The sequence below is a fragment of the Paraburkholderia flava genome, from assembly GCF_004359985.1.
In the GTDB taxonomy this organism is placed as follows: Bacteria; Pseudomonadota; Gammaproteobacteria; order Burkholderiales; family Burkholderiaceae; genus Paraburkholderia; species Paraburkholderia flava.
The window spans coordinates 636,324-659,293 of record NZ_SMRO01000002.1 but is presented as its reverse complement, the minus strand read 5'-3'; the positions used below and the strand labels follow the sequence as shown (position 1 = coordinate 659,293).

Sequence of the window (22,970 nt, the reverse complement as noted above, 5' to 3'; positions counted from 1 at the left end):
CGAAAAAGTCGCTCGTCGGGGCCAACCGGAGGAAAACCCGGCGTCAGCGCGTGGCGAGCGCCGTAAAGCGCTCGAAATAATCGGGGAACGTCTTGCCGACGCACTTCGGATCGTTGATCCGCACCGGCACGCCGCCCAGGCTGATCAGCGAGAAGCACATCGCCATCCGGTGATCGTCGTAGGTATCGATCGCCGCGTTCGGCGTGAGGCGTGCCGGCGGCGTGACGACGAGGTAGTCCGCGCCCTCCTCCACGGTCGCGCCGACCTTGCGGAGTTCGGTGGCCATCGCGGCGAGACGGTCGGTTTCCTTCACGCGCCAGCTCGCGATGTTGCGCAACGTGGACGGGCCGTCCGCGAACAGTGCGGCAATCGCGACCGTCATCGCAGCGTCGGGGATCAGGTTGAAGTCCATGTCGATCGGCGCGAGCTTGCCGTGATCGTGGCCGATCCCGCGCACTTCGATCCAGTCGTCGCCCATCGACACGTTCGCGCCCATCCGGTTCAGCGCGTCGGCAAATCCGACGTCGCCCTGGATGCTCGACCGGCCGACACCCTCGACCCGCAGCGGACCGCCGCCGATCACACCGGCCGCGAGGAAATACGACGCCGTCGACGCATCCCCTTCGACCATGATCTTGCCCGGCGACCGGTAGCGCCGGCTCGACGGCACCGTGAAGCGCTGCCAGTCTTCGCGCTCGACGCGGATACCGAAGCGCGCCATCAGCTTGATCGTGATGTCGATGTACGGCTTCGAGATCAGTTCGCCTTCGACTTCAACGACGATCGATCCGCTGCTGGAGCGCACCAGCGGCAGTGTCATCAGCAGCGCGGTCAGGAACTGGCTCGACACGTCGCCGCGCACGCGGATCGGTGCATCGACGGCGATCTGTGCCGCGTGGATGACGAGCGGCGGATAACCCTCGTTCGCTTCGTAATCGATTTTCGCGCCGATCTGCCGCAGCCCGTCGACCAGATCGCCGATCGGCCGTTCGTGCATGCGCGGCACGCCGTGCACTCGGTATTCGCCGCCGTTCACCGCGAGCGCGGCCGTCAGCGGACGCACCGCGGTGCCCGCATTGCCGAGGAACAGATCGGCGGTCTTCGCGGTAAACGCGCCGCGTGTGCCGGTCACGACGCAGGTATCGCCGTCGCGCACGAGCTTGACGCCGAGCTGCTCGAGCGCCGCGAGCATCACGCGGGTGTCGTCGGAATCGAGCAGGTTGGTGATCGTCGTTTCGCCTTCGGCGAGCGCCGCGAGCAACAGCACGCGATTCGAAATGCTCTTCGAGCCCGGCAGACGCACGGTGCCGGACGCATGGGAGAACGGTCCGAGATCGAGGTAATCCATGATGTGTCCTGTTATTTCGACGCGTCGTCCGCGTCGGTCTTGCCGTCGGTCTTGCCGTCGGTCTTGCTACCGCCCGCCTGCCATCCGGCGCGCGCGACGCGCGAGCGCGCAAACACCGCTTCGAGCGCAGCGCCGTCGCCGGCTTCGATCGATGCACGCAGCTTCGCGAGCACGGCCGTGTAGGCGTCGAGTTCGTCGAGTAGCGCCACGCGATTCGCGACGCACACGTCGCGCCACATCTCGGGACTCGACGCAGCGATCCGCGTGAAGTCGCGGAAGCCGCCGGCAGCGAACGAAAATTTCAGCGATGCGTCGGGCGAACCGAGAATCTGCTCGACAAGCGCGAACGACAACACGTGCGGCAAATGGCTCACCGATGCGAGCACGCGATCATGCTGCTCCGATGACATGTCGTTCACATCGGCACCCGTTGCACGCCACATCGCCGCGACCCGAGCGACGTCCTGAGCCGAATTCTCTGGCAGCGGACACAGCACCACTTTGCGGTCCACATACAGATCAGCGAGCGCCGCGTCGACACCGCTCGATTCGCGACCGGCAATCGGATGGCCCGGCACGAACTGTCCGATGCGTGAACCCAGCGCGGCGCGCGCGGCGGCGACGACGTCCGACTTGGTGCTGCCGGCGTCGGTGACGATGGTCATATCGTCGAGCAGCGGTGCAATGCGTTCGAGCAGCGGTTGCGTCTGCGCGACCGGCGCGGCGAGCAGCACGAAATCCGCGCCGGCCAGCGCATCGCGCAGCGCGACCGGATCGTCGAGCGATGCCGTTGCGTCGATCACGCCGAGCTCGAGCGCCCGCGCCGTCGACGCAGCCGACCGTCCCACGCCGATCACGCGCCGCGCGCCGCCCACGTCATCGCGTTCGCGCAGCGCGCGCGACAGCGATCCGCCGATCAGGCCGACGCCGAAAATCACGAGCTTGTCAAAAGAGAATGCGGCCACGGCGAACAGAAAAAAACGCGCCGGCCCACGGCCGGACGCAGAGGAAAAACAGCGACCGCTCAGGCAGCCGCGAGGATTTTTTCGAGCGCCACGATAAACGCGTCGTTCTCTTCCGGCAGACCAATCGTGATGCGCAGCCACTGCGGCAGACCATAGTTGCCGACCGGACGCACGATCACGCCCTGCTTCAGCAGTTCGATATTCACACGGCTACCCGCACCATCGTCGTTACCGACTCGCACCAGCACGAAGTTGCCCGACGACGGCACGTACTCGAGACCGAGCCGGTCGAACGCTGACGTCAACTGACGATAGCCCTGCGCATTGAGCGCCGCACTCTTTTCGAGAAACGCCTTGTCGTTCAGCGCCGCGATCGCCGCAGCCTGCGCGAGCGTGTTGACGTTGAACGGCTGACGCAGCCGGTTCAGCAGATCGGTCAGTTCCGGCTGCGCAATCGCGAAACCGACGCGCAGACCAGCAAGGCCGAATGCCTTCGAGAACGTGCGCGACACGAGCAGGTTCGGATAGCGACGCACCCATGCGATCGAGTCGTAGCGCTGTTCCGCCGGCAGATATTCGGTGTATGCCTCGTCGAGCACGACGGCGACGTGGCGCGGCACCTTCGCGAGAAACGCGTCGATCTGCGCGCCGTCGAGGAACGTGCCGGTCGGGTTGTTCGGATTCGCGACGAACACCAGCCGCGTGTCGTCGTCGATTGCGGCGAGGATCGCGTCCAGATCGTGACCGTACTTCACAGCCGGCACGACGACCGCACGCGCACCGAGACCTTGTGTCGCGAGCGCGTAAACCGCGAACGAATACTGCGCGTAGACGATCGACTGGCCCTTCTCGACGAATGCATGCGCGGCCAGTTCGAGAATGTCGTTGCTGCCGTTGCCGAGCGTGATCCAGTCGGCGGGCACGTCATAGCGCTCGCTCAACGCCGCCTTCAGTTCGAACGCGTTCGCATCCGGATAGCGGCCCAGTTCGCTCGCGGCCTTCACCATCGCCTGCTGGGCAGACGGCGGCATGCCGAGCGGGTTCTCGTTCGACGCGAGTTTGACGATGCGCGCCTCGTCGAGACCGAACTCGCGCGCGACTTCCGAAATCGGCTTGCCCGCGATATAAGGCGCGATCGCACGCACATAGGAAGGACCGAAAGGCGTTGTCATCAGTATCTCCGGATCACTTTATCGATGTATTGGAATGGCGGCAGGTGGGCGCGGCGTCAGCGAGCGCGCGGATACGAGCCGAGAATCTTCAGGAAAGCCGCTTTCTGTTCGAGCTCGCCGAGCGCGGCCGTCACGGCCGGGTCGTCGCGATGGCCTTCGACGTCGATGTAGAAGTAATACTCCCACTTGTCGATCCGCGCGGGCCGCGATTCGAAACGCGTCATCGACACGCCGTGCCGCGCGAGCGGTTCGAGCATCCGGAACACAGCGCCCGGCTCGTTCTTGACCGAGAAGATCAGCGACGTGCGATCGCGACCGCTGACACCCGCCGGCTCCTTGCCGATCATCAGGAAACGCGTGCGGTTGTGCGGATCATCCTGGATCAGCGAGTACGCGACCTGCAGGCCGTAATGCGTCGCGGCACGATCGCCGGCGATCGCGGCGACCGTGGGATCGGTAGCGGCAAGACGTGCGGCCTCGGCATTGCTCGATACCGCCTGCGGCTCGAGATGCGGTGCATTCGTGGCGAGCCAGCGCTGACATTGCGCGAGTGCCTGCGGATGCGCGCAGACGCGCGTGACGCCCGTCAGACTACCGGTCGATGTCAACAGATTGTGGTGAATCGGCAGCGCCAGTTCGCCGCCGATCAGCAGCGACGATTGCAGCAGCAGATCGAGCGTGCGCGACACCGCGCCTTCGGTCGAATTTTCGACCGGCACGACGCCGAACTCGGCAGCACCCGCTTCGACGGAGCGAAACACTTCGTCGATCGACGGACACGGCAGACCTTCGATCGACTGACCGAAGTATTCGTGCATCGCCTGTTCGCTATACGTGCCGACCGGCCCGAGGTACGCCGCGCGGATGGTCTGTTCGAGCGAGCGGCTCGCGGCCATGATCTCGCGCCAGATCGCGCTGATGTGTTCCTCCGCGAGCGGGCCCTCGCTCATGCCCTGCAGACGCGCGATGACCTGCTGCTCGCGCTCCGGGCGGAACACGGGCGCGTTGAAATGCTTCTTTACCTCACCGACTTCGAGCGCAACCGACGCCCGCTGGTTGAGAAGCGCGATGAGCTGCGCGTCGATCGCATCGATGCGTTCGCGCAGCGGTTTGAGTCTTGAATTGAGATCGTCGTCCATGCGCAAAAAACGGCAGTTGGCGGAAAGAGTGACGCGGTATGACCCGGCTTGCTTGAACCTCGGCTCAGGCCTCGCGCCGTTCGAATTCCTTCATGTACTCGACGAGCGCTTTGACGCCTTCGAGTGGCACCGCGTTGTAAATCGACGCCCGCATGCCGCCGACGGACTTGTGGCCCTTCAGCTGCACCAGCCCGCGCGCTTTCGCGCCGGCCAGAAAATCTTCGTTGCGTGATTCGTCGGCGAGGAAGAACGGTACGTTCATCCTCGACCGCGATCCGCGCTCGACCTTGTTCAGATAAAAGCTGCTCGCATCGATCGTGTCGTACAGCAGTTTCGACTTCTCGAGATTGCGCGCTTCGATCGCAGGCAGGCCGCCCTGCTGCTTCAACCACTTGAACACGAGCCCCGCGATGTAGATCGCGTAGGTGGGCGGCGTGTTGTACATCGAATTGTTGGTCGCGACGGTCTTCCATTCGAACGCCGACGGACAGATCGGCATCGCGCGTTCAAGCATGTCCTCGCGCACGATCACGACCGTGACGCCGGCCATGCCGATGTTCTTCTGCGCACCGCCGAACAGCACGCCGTACTTCGCGATGTCCATCGGACGCGACAGAATGTGCGACGACGCATCGGCGACGAGCGGGATGCCGCCCATATCGGGGATATCGAAAGTCTCGACGCCGTGGATCGTCTCGTTCGTACACAGATGGACGTAGGCCGGATCGTCGGAGAGCTGCCACTCGGCACGGCCGGGCGCGCGGGTGAAACCGTCTGCCGTCTGGCCGGTCGCGGCGAGATGGGCCGTACCGTACTTGCGCGCTTCGTTGAGCGACTTCTGCGACCACGAACCCGTGACGACGAAATCGGCACGCGGCTTCGAACCCATCAGGTTCATCGGCACGATCGCGTTTTCGCCGAGGCCGCCGCCTTGCAGAAACAGGATATGGTGGCTCGCCGGCACGGCGAGCAGTTCGCGCAGATCGAGCAGCGCGGCTTCGTGGATCGACGAGAATTCTTTTCCGCGATGGCTCATTTCCATCACGCTCATGCCGCTGCCTTGCCAGTCGAGCATTTCGGCGGCGGCCTGACGCAATACCTCTTCGGGCAAAGCAGCCGGTCCGGCGGAAAAATTGAAGACGCGCATCGTGAATGTCCCGAAGCAGGCGCGGCGATAACACGACGTTTCCGCGCCCAAAAAGAAATGGCTGTTTGCGCCTGGACGCAAACAGCCATTATCGCACTGTACCGGCCACCCGCCAATCGAAGGCGCCTGTATGCGGCGCCCCGCTGGCGTAGCCGGTTCGAGCCGCTTACTTGGCCGGCTTGACCGACGCGACTTCCTTGTCGGCCTGGTCGCGCGTTGCCTTGATCGATTGCGGCATGTACTTCTGCATCAGACCGTTCACGACGTCGCGGCCCACCTGGTCTTGCACCTGGATGAACTTGCGGCCCGTCGGGCTCTTGTAGAACGTCGTCAGATCCTTGATTTCCGACGTGCTGTAGTACTTCGCGTACGCGTCGTACTGAGCCTGCATCGCATCCTGACGGAAGCCGTCCGTTGCGAAGACCTGACCTGCGCCGTCAACCAGCTTCGGCACAGCGTTCTTTTGCAGCGTCGGGACGGAAGCCTGCTTCTGCTTGTCGGTCAGCGTCTTGTTTTCCGACAGCGCATCCGACAGGATCGCCGGGACCAGTTGCTTGGCTTGCATCTGCGCGCTGTTGCCGATCGCGCCGACGAGCTTCTGTGCGTCGATTGCATCCAGAAGATCCTTGATCGCGGCCTGCTTGGCCGGATCAACCGGCGCCGCCGCCGGGGCGGATGCCGGAGCCTGGCTCTGCAGCGCCTGGGCCATTGCGAGGGTCGGCAAGAAAGCAGCAAGCACCATCAACTGTTTGAATCGTTTTTGCATCATTACTCCCTAAGAGAAATTAGTCGAACCGCATGCCGCGCGAACCGCGCATCGGCCCGATGCGCATCGTTGGTCCCGCAGCCAGGTTAGTCCTTTACTTCAATGCCGGTCAGCTCGTCCGGGTGGGTTGCGCGCATCACGCCGCGCCACCTTCCTCACCGTTCTCGCCATTTTCGACATCGCCATCCGCATCGGCTTCCGCGACCTGCTGCAGACCCGAAAGCTTCGTACCCTCGTCAAGGCTGATGAGTGTAACACCTTGCGTTGCACGGCCCATCTCGCGGATCTCCGACACGCGCGTACGGATCAGCACACCCGTCGTCGTGATCAGCATGATCTGCGCTTCCTGATCGACGAGCGTCGCGGCGACCACCTTGCCGTTGCGCTCGGATGTCTGGATCGCGATCATTCCCTTCGTTCCGCGACCATGACGTGTGTATTCGATAATCGGCGTGCGCTTGCCGTAGCCGTTCTCGGTTGCCGTCAGCACCGACTGCTGCTCGTCGCCGGCAACCAGCAGCGCGATGACCTGCTGACTTTCGTCGAGCTGCATGCCGCGCACGCCGCGAGCCTCGCGGCCCATCGGCCGGACGTCGTTCTCGTCGAAGCGCACTGCCTTGCCCGAATCCGAGAACAGCATCACGTCGTGCTGACCGTCGGTGATCGCGGCGCCGATCAGGTAATCGCCGTCGTCGAGACCGACCGCAATAATACCCTTGCGCAGCGGCCGGCTAAAGGCTTCGAGCGGCGTCTTTTTTACCGTTCCTAACGCGGTCGCCATAAAGACGAACTTGTCTGCCGAAAATTCCTTGACCGGCAGCACAACCGTGATCTTTTCGCCTTCCTGCAGCGGGAACATATTGACGATCGGACGGCCGCGGGAATTCCGCGAACCTTGCGGCACTTCGTACACCTTGACCCAATAGACACGGCCACGGTTCGAGAAGCACAGGATGTGGTCGTGCGTATTGGCGATGAAGAGCGTGTCGATCCAGTCGTCTTCCTTCATCGACGTCGCCTGCTTGCCGCGACCGCCGCGCTTCTGCGCGCGGTATTCGGACAGCGGCTGCGACTTGACGTAGCCCGCGTGCGACATCGTGACGACCATGTCCTGCGGCGTGATCAGGTCTTCCGTGTTCAGATCGGTCGCGTTCATCTCGATCTTCGAGCGACGCGCGTCGCCGAATTCCGCCTTGATCGCAGCGAGTTCGTCGACGATGATTGCCGTGATCCGTTCCGGACGCGCGAGGATATCGAGCAGGTCGGCAATCTGCGCCATCACCTCGCGATACTCGCCAATGATCTTGTCCTGCTCGAGCCCGGTGAGGCGCTGCAGACGCATCTGCAGAATTTCCTGCGCCTGCGTATCCGACAACCGGTACAGGCCATCGCCCTGCATCCCGAACGCCGGGTTCAGCCCTTCCGGACGATACGCCGCGCCGCCGCCGGCCGACGCGTTGTCGGCCTCGGCCCGCGTCAGCATCTCGCGCACGAGCGACGAATCCCACGAACGCGCCATCAGCTCCTGGCGAGCGATCGGCGGCGTCGGCGCCGCCTTGATGATCGCGATGAACTCGTCGATGTTCGCGAGCGCAACCGCCAGACCTTCGAGCACGTGACCGCGTTCGCGCGCCTTGCGCAGCTCGTATACAGTGCGCCGCGTCAGCACTTCGCGACGATGCGCCAGGAAATGCACGAGCATTTCCTTCAGGTTCAGCAGCTTCGGCTGGTTGTCGACCAGCGCGACCATGTTCATGCCGAACGTGTCCTGCAGCTGGGTCGACTTGTACAGATTGTTGAGAACGACCTCGGGCACTTCGCCGCGCTTCAGTTCGATCACGAGACGCATGCCGCTCTTGTCGGATTCGTCGCGGATGTCGGAGATGCCCTCGATCTTCTTTTCGTTGACCAGTTCGGCCATCCGCTCCTGCAGAGAGCGCTTGTTGACCTGGTACGGCAGCTCGTCGACGATGATCGCCATCCGCTGGCCGCGGTCGATTTCCTCGAAGTGGGTCGTCGCGCGCATCACGACGCGGCCGCGCCCGGTGCGATAACCGTCGCGCACGCCGGCGACGCCGTAGATGATGCCGGCCGTCGGGAAATCGGGAGCCGGGATGATCTCGATCAGTTCGTCGATCGTGGCATCCGGATTCTTCAGCAGATGCTGGCAAGCGTCGACGACTTCGTTGAGGTTGTGCGGCGGGATGTTGGTCGCCATGCCGACCGCGATACCCGACGAACCATTGATCAGCAGATTGGGAATGCGGGCCGGGAGAATCGTCGGCTCGTTTTCGCTGCCGTCGTAGTTCGGTTGAAAATCGACCGTTTCCTTGTCGATGTCGGCGAGCAGTTCATGGCCGATCTTCGCCATGCGGATTTCGGTGTACCGCATCGCGGCGGCGTTGTCGCCGTCGACCGACCCGAAATTGCCTTGCCCGTCCACCAGCATGTAGCGCAGCGAGAAGTGCTGCGCCATCCGGACGATGGTCTCGTAAACCGCCGAGTCGCCGTGCGGGTGGTATTTACCGATTACGTCGCCGACGATACGCGCCGACTTCTTGTACGCCCGGTTCCAGTCGTTGTTCAGTTCGTGCATCGCGTACAGCACGCGCCGGTGCACCGGCTTCAGGCCATCGCGGACATCGGGAAGTGCGCGCCCCACGATCACGCTCATCGCGTACTCGATGTACGAGCGGCGCATTTCCTCCTCTAGGGAGATGGGCAGAGTCTCTTTGGCGAATTGATCCATTTATCCGTGTCTTTTTCCATGCGAACGGCGAAGATGCAGCGCCTTACGCGTCGGCGCTGCAGGCGCAGCGCATCACGCGATTCTAGCATGCAGCGCACCCCCGACCTCCCACCTGCGTATACCTATTAGTGGGATGGGCGACGAGGACGCCTGGAGCCCGTCAAAAAGCGGCTGGACCGGGCCCGAAAACTGCTGCCGCAAAATCCGCGCGGAACCACGACGGGCGGGCCTTTCAAGAGTTAACGTTCTGTTGCGGATGCACCACAATTGCGAGGGGGTGATTGAAGGGGCCAGATTTTTTTATCGTCGGAAGGGAACGATATGGCAAAATGCCAACGCACAAGGAGTTAGACACTGCTCGAAGTCTACACAGCACGTTTTTTGTTCCGCACCAATGTTATACTTCGAGCAATGTATGACTTGTCTTCGTCAACAGGCTCGCAGTAAACCTGCGGTAATCTCAATTTCGAGAGGAGAAATATGAATAAACTTTCAAAGCTCGCGTTCATTGCAGCTACCGCGGTAATGGCTGCATCGGCTTCGGCACAATCGGTGCCGGCATCGCGACAAGCCGTGAACGACAACTGGGTGAACGGCACGGGCGAATACGTGTGGATGAACGGCACGAACGAGCTTTGCTGGCGCGACGCGTTCTGGACGCCGGCAACGGCAAACGCGAAGTGCGATGGCGCACTGGTCGCCCAGGCTCCGACGCCGCCGGCTCAATCGCCGGTTGCTCCTGCGATCACAAGCCAGAAGATCACGTATCAAGCGGACGCTCTGTTCGACTTCGACAAGGCTATCCTGAAGCCGACTGGCAAGGCCAAGCTTGACGACCTCGCCTCGAAGATCCAGGGCGTGAACCTCGAAGTCGTCGTGGCAACGGGTTACACCGACCGCATCGGCTCGGACAAGTACAACGACCGTCTGTCGCTGCGCCGTGCTCAAGCTGTGAAGGCATACCTGGTCAGCCGTGGCATCGAAGCCAACCGCATCTACACGGAAGGCAAGGGCAAGCGTAACCCGGTTACGACGGGCTGCAACCAGAAGAACCGCAAGCAACTCATCGCCTGCCTCGCACCGGATCGTCGCGTGGAAGTCGAAGTTGTCGGTACTTCGAAGCAGTAAGCTACAAAATTACCGCAGCATCAAAGCCCCGCTTCGGCGGGGCTTTTTTTATCCGCGCTCGCCTGAGGTAACCGCAGGCCGGACCGAAGTCAGAACCGACCCCGCGGCATTTTGCCGCCCTGATCACCGGCCTATATACTCAGGGTTTATCCTCGACGCGCCGCTCAACCGCGCCACACGCCGCCTCCGCCATGACCAATGCCGATCCCCACGAGCTACAGAAATTCAGCGATCTCGCCCATCGCTGGTGGGACCCGAATGCCGAGTTCAAACCGCTGCACGAACTGAATCCCGTCCGGCTCAAATGGATCGACACGCACGCAGGCCTTGCCGGCAAACGCGTGCTCGACATCGGCTGCGGCGGCGGCATCCTGTCGGAGTCGATGGCTGGGCTGGGCGCGATCGTGAAGGGCATCGACCTGTCGACGCAAGCACTCGGCGTCGCGGACCTTCATAGCCTCGAGAGCGGCGTCACCGTCGAATACGAAGAGATCGCGGCCGAAGCGCTCGCCGCACGCGAACCCGCTACGTACGACGTCGTCACCTGCATGGAAATGCTCGAGCACGTACCCGAGCCGGCCGCCGTGGTCGCCGCCTGCGCGACGCTCGTCAAGCCGGGAGGCTGGGTGTTCTTCTCCACGCTCAACCGCAACGTGAAGTCGTACCTGTTCGCCGTGGTCGGCGCCGAGTACATCGCGCAGATGCTGCCGAAGGGCACACACGATTACGCGCGATTCATCCGACCGTCGGAGCTCGCGGGTTTCGTCCGCGTCGCGGGCTTGCAGACGCAGGACATCAAAGGCATCACGTACCGGCCGCTCAGCAAACACTTCTCGCTATCCGACGACACCAGCGTGAACTACATGCTCGCGTGCCGTCGCGAAGCCTGATCCGAGCCACCGGCCGACCGCCCTTCTTCTCACTGATTCCATGAGCGACCCCACGCCCCTGCCGCAACGCGAAGGCGACGATGCATCGATCGGCCTCTGCCAGGCTGTCCTGTTCGATCTGGACGGCACGCTTGCCGACACTGCCCCCGACCTCGCCGCCGCCGTCAACAAGATGCGCCACGAGCGCGGCCTCGAGATGGTGCCGCTCGAACAACTGCGGCCACTCGCGTCGGCGGGTGCACGCGGATTGATCGGCGGTGCGTTCGGCATCGGTCCGGACGATCACAATTTTGCCGACATGCGCGCGGAGTTTATCGCGAACTACGAAGCGGATCTCTGCATCGAGACCACGCTGTTCCCCGGCGTCGATGCCGTGCTGGACGACCTCGACGCCCGCGGCGTGCGCTGGGGGATCGTCACGAACAAGGCGTCCCGGCTGACCGAACCGCTCGTCGCGCTGCTCGGTCTCGATACGCGCGCCGGCTGCGTGGTCAGCGGCGACACGACACCTCACGCGAAGCCTCATCCCGCACCGCTGCTACACGCGGCTCGCGAGCTCGACATAAAACCGGAACGGATCGTCTACGTCGGCGACGACCTGCGCGACATACAGGCCGGCTTCGCGGCCGGCATGGTCACCGTGGCGGCCGCATACGGCTACTGCGGCAACGATCTGCCGCCTACCCAATGGCACGCGCAATACGTCGTCGATTCGACGTCGGAACTGTTGCGGCTACTGCGCGAGATCGGCTGAACATCGCGGCTAAACATCGCAGCTGACGACAAACCGCTAGCGCCCTTGCCGCACAAGCCTTGCAACGACGCGGATTAGCCTCATATCGGGTTCTATGGGATAATTCCCGTTCACTTTGGGGCCGACCTGGTTTCGACGTGGGTAACAAAGCAACTCAGGGCATACCGAGGACCCGTCACCTCGTAAATCAATGGGACTTTAGTAACTGCGAACGACGAAACGTACGCACTGGCGGCTTAACCCCGCCAGCCTTGCACTAACTCACTGACGGGTTAGGGGTCGCAAGACCCGGCAAGGTCATTCACGTCAGTTAATCCCGGGTGGTGTCACGACGCCAGGGCCGAAAATCTAGTGACTCGCCGTAACGAAGCGTGTTCGTCCGCGTCGGCCCGGTTAAATCAAATGACTGAACTAAGTATGTAGAACTGGTTGTGGAGTACTTACGGACGCGGGTTCGATTCCCGCCGGCTCCACCACACTCCCTGTAAAAAAGCCCGCTCGGTGAGCGGGCTTTTTTTATTCCTGCGCCGTGCGGGCGACACCAGCCTTCGAGATCCGGCGACTGCACACGCCGGCCCGAAGACCGCGCACACCAAAGCCTGGTTAATCCAGCGGACACTTCAGGTTGCATCCATCCGGATCGCCATCGTCGCCCTTGCGCCGCAGTTTCGACGGTGCGCCCTTCTGATATTTCTTCGATGGTGCCGACGCCGCGAACGGCATCTGCGGATGCTCCTGCAGACGGAACTCGTCCTGCAGAATGCCGCCAGGCACACCCGGCGAATTCTGCGCGAAAGCGATCGAAACGGTTGCGCTCAGGGCGCCAGCCGCGGCAGCGGCGATGCATGCGTGAAGAAGGAATTTCATCTGGAGTCGTGACGGCGATGCGCCGTGCAATCAAAGCGAAAGGCGAAGCCCAGAGAGTATCGCAAACGATCGCGCGATGCAGCGTTCGCGGTGTTACTTCGGCTTACCTAACAACCCAACGATCGCCAGGCACTTCGAGGAACGTCACCCGCTCCATCCCACCTCAAGATCGAACACCTGTCCGCAGTCGACCGGATCGTAGCCCTCCAGGTGCGACACGCTCTGCAGAAACGCATCGCCACGCAACAGATCGATGACCGTCGCGAGCGGCGTTCGCGATAGCCGCGTCCGGTCGCACGCGAAGTAATAGTCCTCGTCGACGACCGGAACGAAATCGAGTCCGAAGTGATGCGCGGCCGGCTCGACGCCGAAGCCGACGTCGGCCATCCCGCTCGCGACGAACGCCGCGATCGCCGAGTGCGTCAGCTCGGCGGACGCATAGCCGTTCACCCGATCGGGATCGATGCCGATACCGCGCAGCGCCAGATCGAGCAGCAGACGCGTGCCGGAACCCGGCTGCCGGTTGACGAAGCGGATGTCGTCGCGCGAAAGATCGCTGAGCCCCGCGATCCGCTTCGGGTTGCCTCGCGCGAGAAACAAGCCTTGTTTGCGCTGCGTCAGATGCACCAGCACATGACGCTCAGGATCGAGCCAGCGCCGGTACGTATCGGCACACGCCTCACGAAACTCGCCACGCGGCAGATGAAACCCGGCGAGGTCGCACTCGCCTCGCGCCAGTGCCGTCACCGCTTCCGCACTGTCGCGGTACTTGATGTCGACCGGCACGTCGGCCGCAACCAGCGCGGTCACCAGCGCCGCGACCGCATAGCCGTGCGACGCATGGATGCGCACGTCGTCGGCGGGCGGCGCGAGCCAGCGGTTCAGATCGCTGGCCACTTCGCTCGCGAGTGCCTGCATGTTGCCCGCGAGCCGCTCGCCGCATAGACGCTGCGAACGCAGCACCGCCTGCCCCAGCTCGGACAGCACCGAGCCACGGCCGCGCTCCTTCGCGATCAATGGTCCGCCTAACCGCTCTTCGATACTGCGCAGCAATCCCCACGCGTGACGGTAGGACAAACCCTTGAGTGTCGCCGCCTGCGCAATGCTCCCCGCCTCATCGACGAATGCGAGCAGCGGCACGACATCCGTCAGGCTGGCCTCTCGCCCATCCACATCGCGCACGACCAGCTGCGCCCGGCATTCAATCTTGATCATATATGTTGAGACGCATCCTATTGCACAAGCCGGCGTCGCCGCCTATCGTTCGAGATACCCACAGTAAATAGAAGAAGCATAGATGCACGCATTATGAATCACAAGTGCATATTTGACTTCGGAGGAGCCACATGTTGGACGAATCTCAGGACCTCGCCCCCGAGGCGCTCGTCGAGCGTCACGCGCGGCCAGGCATGTCGCTGATCGCAGTCCTGCACGCGATCCAGGACGACGTCGGTTTCGTGCCGCAGGCCGCGATCGGTCCGCTGGCCCGCACGATGAATCTGTCTCGCGCCGAAGTGCACGGCGTCATCACCTACTACCATCATTTCCGCACCGAGCCGGCCGCGACCGTCACGGTGCAGCTGTGTCGCGCCGAAGCGTGCCGCAGCATGGGAACCGAAGCGCTCGCGCAGCACATCGAAGCGCGCACCGGTTGCCGCTTCGAAACGCAGCACCCTGCGCACGGCGGACCCGTCGGGCTCGAATCGGTGTATTGCCTTGGTCAGTGCGCGCTGTCGCCGGCACTGACGATCAACGGCGAGCTGCACGCCAAGGTCACGCCGCAGAAATTCGACCGGCTCTTTAATGCTGCCGTCGAAGCAACGAAGCCCATGGAGAAAACAGCATGACCCGCGTGTTTATTCCATGCGATTCGTCGGCACTTGCGCTCGGCGCCGACGCACTCGCTGCATCGATCGCAGCCGAAGCGGCACGCCGCGGCATCGCGCTCGACATCGTCCGCAACGGATCGCGCGGATTGCTGTGGCTCGAACCGCTCGTCGAAGTCGAAACGCCGCAAGGCCGCGTCGGCTATGCGAACGTCGATGAAGCGGACATCGCGTCGCTGTTCGACGCAGGCTTCGTCGAAGGCGGCGCGCATGCAAACAACGTCGGCATCGTCGACGAGATTCCGTATCTGAAGAAGCAGCAGCGCCTGACGTTCGCACGCATCGGCATCACGGATCCGCTCTCCACCGACGACTACGTCGCGCACGGCGGCCTCGAAGGATTGAAGAACGCGCTCGCAATGGACGGCGACGCTGCCTGCGCCGCACTGATCGAATCCGGGCTGCGCGGCCGCGGCGGCGCCGCGTTCCCGGCCGGCATCAAGTGGCGCACGGTACGCGGCGCGCAGGCCGACCAGAAGTACATCGTCTGCAACGCGGACGAAGGCGACTCGGGCACGTTCTCCGACCGCCTCGTGATGGAAAGCGATCCGTTCGTGCTGATCGAAGGGATGACGATCGCTGGCATCGTCACCGGCGCGACGGTCGGCCACATCTACGTACGCAGCGAATACCCGCATGCGATCGCGGCGCTCGAAACGGCCATCGATAAAGCACGTGCGGCAGGCTGGCTCGGCGACAGCGTACTCGGCTCCGGACATCGCTTCGAACTGTTCGTTGCAAAGGGCGCGGGCGCGTACGTGTGCGGCGAAGAAACCGCGATGCTCGAATCGCTCGAAGGCAAGCGCGGCATCGTGCGCGCGAAGCCGCCGTTGCCGGCGCTCGCAGGGCTGTACGGCAAGCCTACCGTGATCAACAACGTGATCACGCTCGCCACCGTACCGATCATCTTCGCGAAGGGCGCCGCGCACTACAAGGACTTCGGCATGGGTCGCTCGCGCGGCACGCTGCCGTTCCAGCTTGCGGGCAACGTGAAGCAAGGCGGTCTCGTCGAACTCGCGTTCGGCGTAACGTTGCGCGAACTGCTCTATGAATACGGCGACGGCACCGCAAGCGGCCGGCCCGCACGCGCCGTGCAGGTCGGTGGCCCGCTCGGCACGTATCTGCCCGAAAGCCAGTGGGACATCCCGATGGATTACGAGGCCTACGCAGCGGTCGGCGCAGTAGTCGGTCACGGCGGCCTCGTCGTACACGACGACACGTCGAATCTCGCGGAGCTCGCACAGTACGCGATGCATTTCTGCGCACTCGAATCGTGCGGCAAGTGCACGCCATGCCGGATCGGCGCGACGCGCGGCGTCGAAGTGATCCAGCGCATCCGCAACGGCGACACCTCGACGCGGCAGGTAACGCTACTGCGCGACCTGTGCGACACGATGGTCTCCGGCTCACTCTGTGCGATGGGCGGCATGACGCCGTTCCCGGTACTGTCCGCACTCGATCATTTCCCCGCAGACTTCGGTCTCGATACCGTTCCGACCGCCCGCGCGGCGGCAGCCTGAACAGGGAGCACACCATGTCCGACGCGCTTATTTCCACTGCCGGCGGTTGCGGCTCCGGCAACTGCAGTTGCAAATCGCAGGCGCAGCAACGCGGCGCCCGCTCACCGATGGACGAAACCGACTACGGCACGCCGATGCGTTACTCCGACGTCGACGTGACGCTCGAGATCGACGGTCAGTCCGTCACGGTGCCGGCCGGCACATCCGTGATGCGCGCCGCGATCGACGCGGGCGTCAACGTGCCGAAGCTCTGCGCGACCGACTCGCTCGAACCGTTCGGCTCGTGCCGTCTGTGTCTCGTCGAGATCGAAGGACGACGCGGCTATCCGGCATCGTGCACGACGCCGGTCGAAGCCGGCATGAAGGTGCGCACGCAGACCGACCGTCTGCAGTCGCTGCGCCGTAACGTGATGGAGCTGTACATCTCCGATCACCCGCTCGACTGCCTCACCTGCCCCGCGAACGGCGACTGCGAACTGCAGGACATGGCCGGCGTGACGGGTCTGCGCGAAGTGCGCTACGGCTTCGACGGTTCGAATCACCTGAAGGACAAGAAAGACGAGTCGAACCCGTACTTCACGTACGACCCGTCGAAGTGCATCGTCTGCAATCGCTGCGTGCGCGCCTGTGAAGAAACGCAGGGCACGTTCGCGCTGACCATCGCGGGCCGCGGTTTCGAGTCGCGCGTCGCTGCGAGCGAAAACCAGCCGTTCATGGATTCCGAGTGCGTGTCGTGCGGCGCGTGCGTCGCTGCGTGCCCGACCGCGACGCTGCAGGAAAAGAGCATCGTGATGCTCGGCCAGGCCGAACACTCGGTCGTGACGACCTGCGCGTACTGCGGCGTCGGTTGCTCGTTCAAGGCCGAGATGAAGGGCAACCAGGTCGTGCGGATGGTGCCGCACAAGAACGGCGACGCGAACGAAGGTCACGCGTGCGTGAAGGGCCGCTTTGCATGGGGCTACGCAACGCACAAGGACCGCATCACGAAGCCGATGATCCGCGCGAAGATCACCGATCCGTGGCGCGAAGTCAGTTGGGAAGAAGCGATCGCTTACGCGGCTTCCGAATTCCGCCGCATCCAGGCCAAGCACGGCCGCGATTCGATCGGCGGGATCACGTCGTCGCGCTGCACGAACGAGGAAACCTACCTCGTGCAGAAACTCGTGCGGGCCGCGTTCGGCAACAACAACGTCGACACCTGCGCACGCGTCTGCCATTCGCCGACCGGCTATGGCCTGAAGACGACGATCGGCGAATCGGCGGGTACGCAGACATTCCGCTCGATCGAAAAGGCCGACGTGATCGTCGTGATCGGCGCGAATCCGACCGACGGCCACCCGGTGTTCGGCTCGCGTCTGAAGCGCCGCGTGCGCGAAGGCGCGCAGCTGATCGTGATCGACCCGCGCCGCATCGACATCGTCGACACGCCGCACGTGAAGGCATCACACCATCTGCAACTGCGGCCCGGCACGAACGTCGCGATGGTCACGGCGCTCGCGCACGTGATCGTCACCGAAGGTCTGGCGGCCGACGCCTTCATCGCCGAGCGCTGCGAAACCCGCGCATTCGAACAGTGGCGCGATTTCGTCTCGCTGCCGGAGAATTCGCCCGAAGCTACTGCTGACGTGACCGGCGTGCCCGCGCAACTGGTTCGCGAAGCCGCGCGTATCTACGCGACCGGCGGCAACGCAGCGATCTACTACGGCCTTGGCGTGACCGAACACGCACAGGGTTCGACGACGGTGATGGGCATCGCGAACCTCGCGATGGCGACCGGCAACATCGGCCGCGAAGGTGTCGGTGTGAACCCGCTGCGCGGCCAGAACAACGTGCAGGGCTCGTGCGACATGGGCTCGTTCCCGCACGAACTGCCGGGCTACCGCCATATCGGCGACCCGATCGTGCGCACGCAGTTCGAAGACGCATGGAACGTCACGCTGCAACCAGAACCCGGCCTGCGCATTCCGAACATGTTCGACGCCGCCGTGCACGGCACCTTCATGGGCCTGTATTGCCAGGGCGAAGACATCGTGCAGTCGGATCCGGACACGCACCATGTGTCGCAGGCGCTGTCGTCGATGGAATGCATCGTCGTGCAGGACATCTTCCTGAACGAAACCGCGAAGTACGCACACGTGCTGCTGCCCGGTTCGACGTTCCTCGAGAAGGACGGTACGTTCACCAACGCCGAACGTCGCGTCTCGCGCGTGCGCAAGGTGATGCCGCCGCTCGCGGGCTACGCAGACTGGGAAGTGACGCTGCTGCTGTCGCGCGCGCTCGGCTACGAGATGGACTACGCGCATCCGGGCGAGATCATGGACGAGATCGCCCGCCTCACGCCGACTTTCCACGGTGTGTCGTACGCGAAGATCGACGAGCTCGGCAGTATCCAGTGGCCGTGCAACGAGGAAGCGCCCTTCGGCACGCCGACGATGCACGTCGACGAGTTCGTGCGCGGCAAGGGCAAGTTCGTGATCACGAAGTTCATCGCGTCGCCGGAAAAGGTTACGCGCAAGTATCCGCTGATCCTGACGACCGGCCGGATCCTGTCGCAGTACAACGTCGGTGCGCAGACGCGCCGCACCGAGAACTCGCGCTGGCACGACGAGGACCGTCTCGAGATCCATCCGCACGACGCGGAGGAACGCGGCATCCGCAACGACGACTGGGTCGGCATCGAATCGCGCGCGGGGCAGACCGTGCTGCGCGCGAAGGTCAGCGACCGGATGCAGCCGGGCGTCGTGTACACGACGTTCCACTTCCCCGAATCGGGCGCGAACGTGATCACGACCGACAGTTCCGACTGGGCAACCAACTGTCCGGAATACAAGGTCACGGCGGTGCAGGTGACGCCGGTCGCGCAACCGTCCGAGTGGCAGCAGGAATACTCGCGCTTCAATACGGAACAGCTCGAACTGCTGCGCAAGCGCGAGCTGGCCGGTGCGACCACGGGCAAGTGAGGACAGGCAATGAACGACAACAACCTGATCGACATGGCCAACCGGATCGGCGAGTTCTTCGAGTCGCTGCCCGATCGCGACGAAGCGATCACCAGCATCGCCGATCACATTCACCGCTTCTGGGAGCCGCGGATGCGGCGTGCGATCCTCGCGACGCTCGACGGTCCGCCGACGGCCATCGCGATGTCGCCGATCGTTCGCGAGGCGTTGCTGCTGCATCGTGAAGCGCTGACGCCGGCGCCTGCGACTGCGTGACGTTGTTCTGCATGCTGACGTTGCCATGTCAATGCGGCAACGTCAGCGCTCTACCGTAGCCGCCTCAGTCGAACCCTCTCTCGCGAACCACGCTTCGCAATAGCGCACCAGCGCGTGCAGGTCGGAAGACGGCCTGCCGCGCGCGCCGACATACCCATCCGGGCGCAGCAGATAGAACGACGGCCGCGTGCGGCCATACGCTTCGACGAGCGACAGCGCCGCCTCCCCTTCGAGATCCGTCACGCGCCAGACGCGCACCGCGTCCGGCAACGCCTGCTCGACCGCTTCCGCGAGCCGGTCGAGATCGTCATGGCGCGCGCCGTCGCCGAGTGCCGAGTCGGCATCGTCGGTGCTGTCGCTCGAGCGCGCGGGCGAGCCCGAGCCGTCCGGCGCGATCAGCAGGAACAGCGAGAAGAACGCGGGATCGTGCAGATCGAACACGCAGCCGATGCCCGGCGCGCGTCCGAGCGGCCCGTCGACCACATGCACGCGCGCATCGGGTGCCCGTGCGCCCGCACGTGGACCACCGTCGAGCATGTGCTCAAGCGTCAGCGGCGAGCGCCGGTACTGCACGGCCAGCTCGCTGATCTGCCGACGCGCCGCATCGCGCAGCGGCCCAAGCGCGGCGAGCGCGGGCATCACGCGTTCGCGCAGCAGTTTCAGCGGACCGTGATCGGCCTGCGCAATCTGCGTAATCATGCTCGTCTGCCGCAGCACCTCGCGTTCGATCGGATGACGTTCCGCGTGATACGTGTCGAGCAGCCGGTCGGGTGCGCCGCCCTTCATCACGCGGGCGAGTTTCCAGCCGAGATTGAACGCTTCCTGAATGCCGGTGTTCATCCCCTGCGCGCCGGCAGGGCTGTGCACGTGCGCCGCATCGCCTGCGAGGAACACACGTCCGCTGCGCAACTGCTCGACCATCCTGCTGTTCACGTGAAAGTACGAGGACCAGCCAGGCGCCGACAGTTCGAGCGGATGATGAATACGCCGTGCGACGATGTCGCGGCATTCGTCGAGCGAAGGTTGTGTGGCGGTGAGCGATGCGTTGCTGTCTGCATTCGCCGCGTCGGGCGGCAAAGGCGAGCGATCAGCGATCAACCGATGTCGACCCTCCCCCATCGGAAACAACGCGACGAGCCCTTCGCCGGACGCGAAGATATGGAATTCGTCGTCGGGCCAGCCGGTCTCGGCGTGCAGGTCGGCGAGCAGGAAAGTCTGCTCGAACGTCTTGCCGACGAAACCCATCTTCAGACCATGACGCACCGTGCTGTGCGCCCCGTCGGCGGCGATCAGATACGCGGGCCGCAGCATTTCGACGCGACCGTCCGCGCGACGCAGCGTCGCGCTCAACCCATCGGCGCCCTGCTCGAACGACGTCATCTCGACGCCGCGTTCGACGTCGACACCGAGCGTCGCGAGATGCGTGGTCATCAACCGCTCGGTGATCGACTGATCGAGAAACAGCAGATACGGATAGCGCGTCTGCAATGGATCGAAATCGAGTTGCACGAGACGCTGCCCGTTCGAGTAGAGATTCGCGGCGCGCGCGCGATGCCCGAGATCGAGAAACGGTTCGATGAGCCGATGCTGTTCGAACAGTTCGAGCGTGCGCGCCTGAATACCGATTGCGCGCGAATGCGGCTCGGCTTGCGGCGCCTTGTCGATCACGCGCACGGGCACATGCGCGCGGGCAAGGCTGAGCGCAGCGGCGAGACCGGTCGGCCCCGCACCGACGATGAGTACCGGCGATGCATCGAGGGAAGCGGCAGTCATGCAGGCCTCCACGGATGAACACGTCGCCTAGTGTACGCCGCCGGATCGACGCCGCCGGGTGCGCTGCATCAACGCACGAGGTTCAATGCGCGTGCGGCGGATGATCGAGCGTGCAGCGGTGCGACGTGGTGCCGAGGTCCACCTGCAGCGTCGCGTGATGCATCTCGAAGCGTTCGCGCAGCGTGCCGACCATCGCGTCGACGGCGGCATCGCCGGGATGGCCTGCGGGCATCACGAGGTGTGCGGTCAACGCGTTGCCGGTTGTCGACAGGGCCCAAACGTGCAGGTCGTGCACGTCGGTGACGCCGGGCTGCGTCGCGAGAAACTCGCGGATGCGCTGCATGTCGATGCCGGGCGGCACCGCGTCGAGCGCGAGCCGCACCGAATCGCGCAGCAGCCCCCACGTGCCGTAGACGATCACCGCGACGACGACGATGCTCATCGCCGGATCGAGCCACACCCAGCCGGTGAAAAGAATCACGAGGCCGCTCACCGCGACCGCTGCGGAAATCGCGGCGTCGGCGGCCATGTGCATGAACGCGCCGCGCACGTTGAGATCCTTCTCCTGGCCGCGCATGAAAAGCCACGCGCAGAAGCCGTTCACGACCATCCCGATCGTCGCGACGACGAACACATCGAGCCCCGCGACCGGCGCAGGCGAGAACAGCCGCCCGATCGCTTCCGCGACAATCACGCCGCACGCGAACAGCAGCAGCCCCGCGTTCGCGAGCGACGCGAGAATCGACGTGCTGCCCAGGCCGAACGTGTAGCGCGCGGACGGCCGGCGCGTCGCGAGCCACATCGCGCCCCACGCGAGCAGCAGACCGAGCACGTCGGACAGGTTGTGGCCGGCATCGGCAAGCAGCGCGGTCGAGTGCGCGAGCACGCCGTAGACGGCCTGCACGACGACGATCAGCACGTTCAAGGCGACGGCGAGCGCGAATGTGCGGCCCTGGCCTGCAGCGGGGGCGTGGTGGTGGGAGTGGCCGCTGTGGGAATGGGAGTGACTGTGGGTTTTGTGGTCGTGGTTCGTGTGGTCGTGCGCCGCGTGATCGTGTGCCGCGTGACCGTGGTCTGAGTGGTCATGCGCTGCGTGGTCATGCGACGCGTGGTCATGGCCTTCATCACCTTCCACGCGAGCAGGCTCACGCTCGCTCCGACCTTGCGGCCCGTCATGCTCACGCGCACGACCACCCAAAGCCTCGCTCCCTTCACGAGCCTCATCGCTAGAACCCGGCATATTCGTCATTCGCGTCATTGGGAATCCTGGGGAAATTCGTTGGCCGGTTCGGCGACGTGTTCGAGCATGTCCGCCAGCATCCCGCTGATATGGCGATCGGCGGCGCAGTAAAACACCTGCTTGCCCTGGCGCTCTGCCCGCACGATCCGCGCCGCGCGCAGCAGCCGCAGATGGTGGCTCACCAGCGACGGCGACAGCCCGAGCAGATCCGCGATCGCCCCGACCGCGCGTCGTTCGTCGACGCACACCAGCACGATGCGCAGCCGCGTCGGATCGCCGAGCAGGCGAAACAGATCGGCAATGGGAACGACGCGGTCGTCGACGAAGGCAGGCAGCATTTCGCGTTGAAAAACATATGAACAAGTATTCATATGTTAGTCGATCGTCGCGCGGACGGTCAAATCGCCGGAG

Annotated in this window: 19 protein-coding genes and 1 other RNA gene; 8 read left to right on the top strand and 12 right to left on the bottom strand. The window is 64.0% G+C overall.

The window, feature by feature from the left end:
• Positions 1-43 precede the first annotated feature (43 nt).
• The 7 genes from aroA to gyrA all read right to left on the bottom strand — a co-directional run bounded on the left by aroA (position 44) and on the right by gyrA (position 9,286).
• The gene (aroA, locus tag E1748_RS14325; RefSeq protein WP_133647880.1) at positions 44-1,348 is read right to left on the bottom strand and encodes a 3-phosphoshikimate 1-carboxyvinyltransferase; all 1,305 of its coding nucleotides are present in this window, start codon (positions 1,346-1,348) and stop codon (positions 44-46) included.
• Between the two features lie 11 nt (positions 1,349-1,359).
• Positions 1,360-2,322, bottom strand: coding sequence for a prephenate dehydrogenase (locus E1748_RS14320; RefSeq protein WP_133649362.1), 963 nt, complete (start codon positions 2,320-2,322; stop codon positions 1,360-1,362).
• A gap of 50 nt (positions 2,323-2,372) precedes the next feature.
• Positions 2,373-3,485 (bottom strand): histidinol-phosphate transaminase, encoded by a 1,113-nt coding sequence (gene hisC / locus E1748_RS14315; RefSeq protein WP_133647879.1) that lies wholly within the window; start codon positions 3,483-3,485, stop codon positions 2,373-2,375.
• A 56-nt stretch (positions 3,486-3,541) separates the two neighbouring features.
• Positions 3,542-4,624, bottom strand: coding sequence for a prephenate dehydratase (gene pheA / locus E1748_RS14310; protein ID WP_133647878.1), 1,083 nt, complete (start codon positions 4,622-4,624; stop codon positions 3,542-3,544).
• Between the two features lie 64 nt (positions 4,625-4,688).
• Entirely contained in the window at positions 4,689-5,771 is a 1,083-nt protein-coding gene (gene serC, locus E1748_RS14305) for a 3-phosphoserine/phosphohydroxythreonine transaminase (protein WP_133647877.1), read from the bottom strand.
• A gap of 166 nt (positions 5,772-5,937) precedes the next feature.
• Complete coding sequence (locus E1748_RS14300) at positions 5,938-6,537, bottom strand: DUF2059 domain-containing protein (protein ID WP_133647876.1); 600 nt, start codon at positions 6,535-6,537, stop codon at positions 5,938-5,940.
• A 136-nt stretch (positions 6,538-6,673) separates the two neighbouring features.
• The gene (gyrA, locus tag E1748_RS14295; RefSeq protein WP_133647875.1) at positions 6,674-9,286 is read right to left on the bottom strand and encodes a DNA gyrase subunit A; all 2,613 of its coding nucleotides are present in this window, start codon (positions 9,284-9,286) and stop codon (positions 6,674-6,676) included.
• A 480-nt stretch (positions 9,287-9,766) separates the two neighbouring features.
• Between gyrA and ompA the strand changes: the two genes are divergently transcribed.
• From ompA to ssrA, 4 genes are all read left to right on the top strand, one after another.
• Positions 9,767-10,414 carry an outer membrane protein OmpA gene (gene ompA / locus E1748_RS14290; protein ID WP_133647874.1) on the top strand — a complete coding sequence of 216 codons (648 nt, stop codon included), beginning with the start codon at positions 9,767-9,769 and terminating at the stop codon, positions 10,412-10,414.
• A gap of 191 nt (positions 10,415-10,605) precedes the next feature.
• Positions 10,606-11,304, top strand: a complete 699-nt coding sequence (gene ubiG / locus E1748_RS14285; RefSeq protein ID WP_133647873.1) for a bifunctional 2-polyprenyl-6-hydroxyphenol methylase/3-demethylubiquinol 3-O-methyltransferase UbiG — start codon at positions 10,606-10,608, stop codon at positions 11,302-11,304.
• Positions 11,305-11,344: 40 nt separating this feature from the next.
• Positions 11,345-12,058 (top strand): phosphoglycolate phosphatase, encoded by a 714-nt coding sequence (gene gph, locus E1748_RS14280; protein WP_133647872.1) that lies wholly within the window; start codon positions 11,345-11,347, stop codon positions 12,056-12,058.
• A 117-nt stretch (positions 12,059-12,175) separates the two neighbouring features.
• Positions 12,176-12,534: a transfer-messenger RNA gene (gene ssrA, locus E1748_RS14275) on the top strand.
• 127 nt (positions 12,535-12,661) lie between these two features.
• On the opposite strand, the gene E1748_RS14270 is transcribed toward ssrA, so the two are convergent.
• Positions 12,662-12,925: a hypothetical protein gene (locus E1748_RS14270; RefSeq protein WP_133647871.1), complete on the bottom strand. Its 264-nt coding sequence runs from the start codon at positions 12,923-12,925 to the stop codon at positions 12,662-12,664.
• A gap of 144 nt (positions 12,926-13,069) precedes the next feature.
• The gene (locus tag E1748_RS14265) at positions 13,070-14,140 is read right to left on the bottom strand and encodes a substrate-binding domain-containing protein (protein ID WP_133647870.1); all 1,071 of its coding nucleotides are present in this window, start codon (positions 14,138-14,140) and stop codon (positions 13,070-13,072) included.
• A 131-nt stretch (positions 14,141-14,271) separates the two neighbouring features.
• Between E1748_RS14265 and E1748_RS14260 the strand changes: the two genes are divergently transcribed.
• Genes E1748_RS14260 through E1748_RS14245 form a run of 4 tightly spaced genes read left to right on the top strand, consistent with a single transcriptional unit; the run spans position 14,272 to position 19,546 of the window.
• A complete protein-coding gene (locus E1748_RS14260) occupies positions 14,272-14,772 on the top strand; it encodes an NAD(P)H-dependent oxidoreductase subunit E (RefSeq protein ID WP_133647869.1) in 501 nt (166 codons plus the stop codon).
• Positions 14,769-16,331, top strand: coding sequence for a formate dehydrogenase beta subunit (locus E1748_RS14255; RefSeq protein ID WP_133647868.1), 1,563 nt, complete (start codon positions 14,769-14,771; stop codon positions 16,329-16,331). The genes E1748_RS14260 and E1748_RS14255 overlap by 4 nt, the downstream gene beginning before the upstream one ends.
• Positions 16,332-16,345: 14 nt before the next feature.
• Positions 16,346-19,291, top strand: a complete 2,946-nt coding sequence (gene fdhF, locus E1748_RS14250) for a formate dehydrogenase subunit alpha (RefSeq protein WP_133647867.1) — start codon at positions 16,346-16,348, stop codon at positions 19,289-19,291.
• A 9-nt stretch (positions 19,292-19,300) separates the two neighbouring features.
• Positions 19,301-19,546 carry a formate dehydrogenase subunit delta gene (locus E1748_RS14245; protein ID WP_133647866.1) on the top strand — a complete coding sequence of 82 codons (246 nt, stop codon included), beginning with the start codon at positions 19,301-19,303 and terminating at the stop codon, positions 19,544-19,546.
• A gap of 42 nt (positions 19,547-19,588) precedes the next feature.
• On the opposite strand, the gene E1748_RS14240 is transcribed toward E1748_RS14245, so the two are convergent.
• From E1748_RS14240 to E1748_RS14230, 3 genes are all read right to left on the bottom strand, one after another.
• Positions 19,589-21,319 (bottom strand): FAD-dependent monooxygenase, encoded by a 1,731-nt coding sequence (locus tag E1748_RS14240; RefSeq protein WP_133647865.1) that lies wholly within the window; start codon positions 21,317-21,319, stop codon positions 19,589-19,591.
• Positions 21,320-21,401: 82 nt separating this feature from the next.
• Positions 21,402-22,559, bottom strand: a complete 1,158-nt coding sequence (locus E1748_RS14235) for a cation diffusion facilitator family transporter (RefSeq protein WP_133649361.1) — start codon at positions 22,557-22,559, stop codon at positions 21,402-21,404.
• A 14-nt stretch (positions 22,560-22,573) separates the two neighbouring features.
• Entirely contained in the window at positions 22,574-22,930 is a 357-nt protein-coding gene (locus tag E1748_RS14230) for an ArsR/SmtB family transcription factor (RefSeq protein ID WP_240766620.1), read from the bottom strand.
• Positions 22,931-22,970 lie beyond the last annotated feature (40 nt).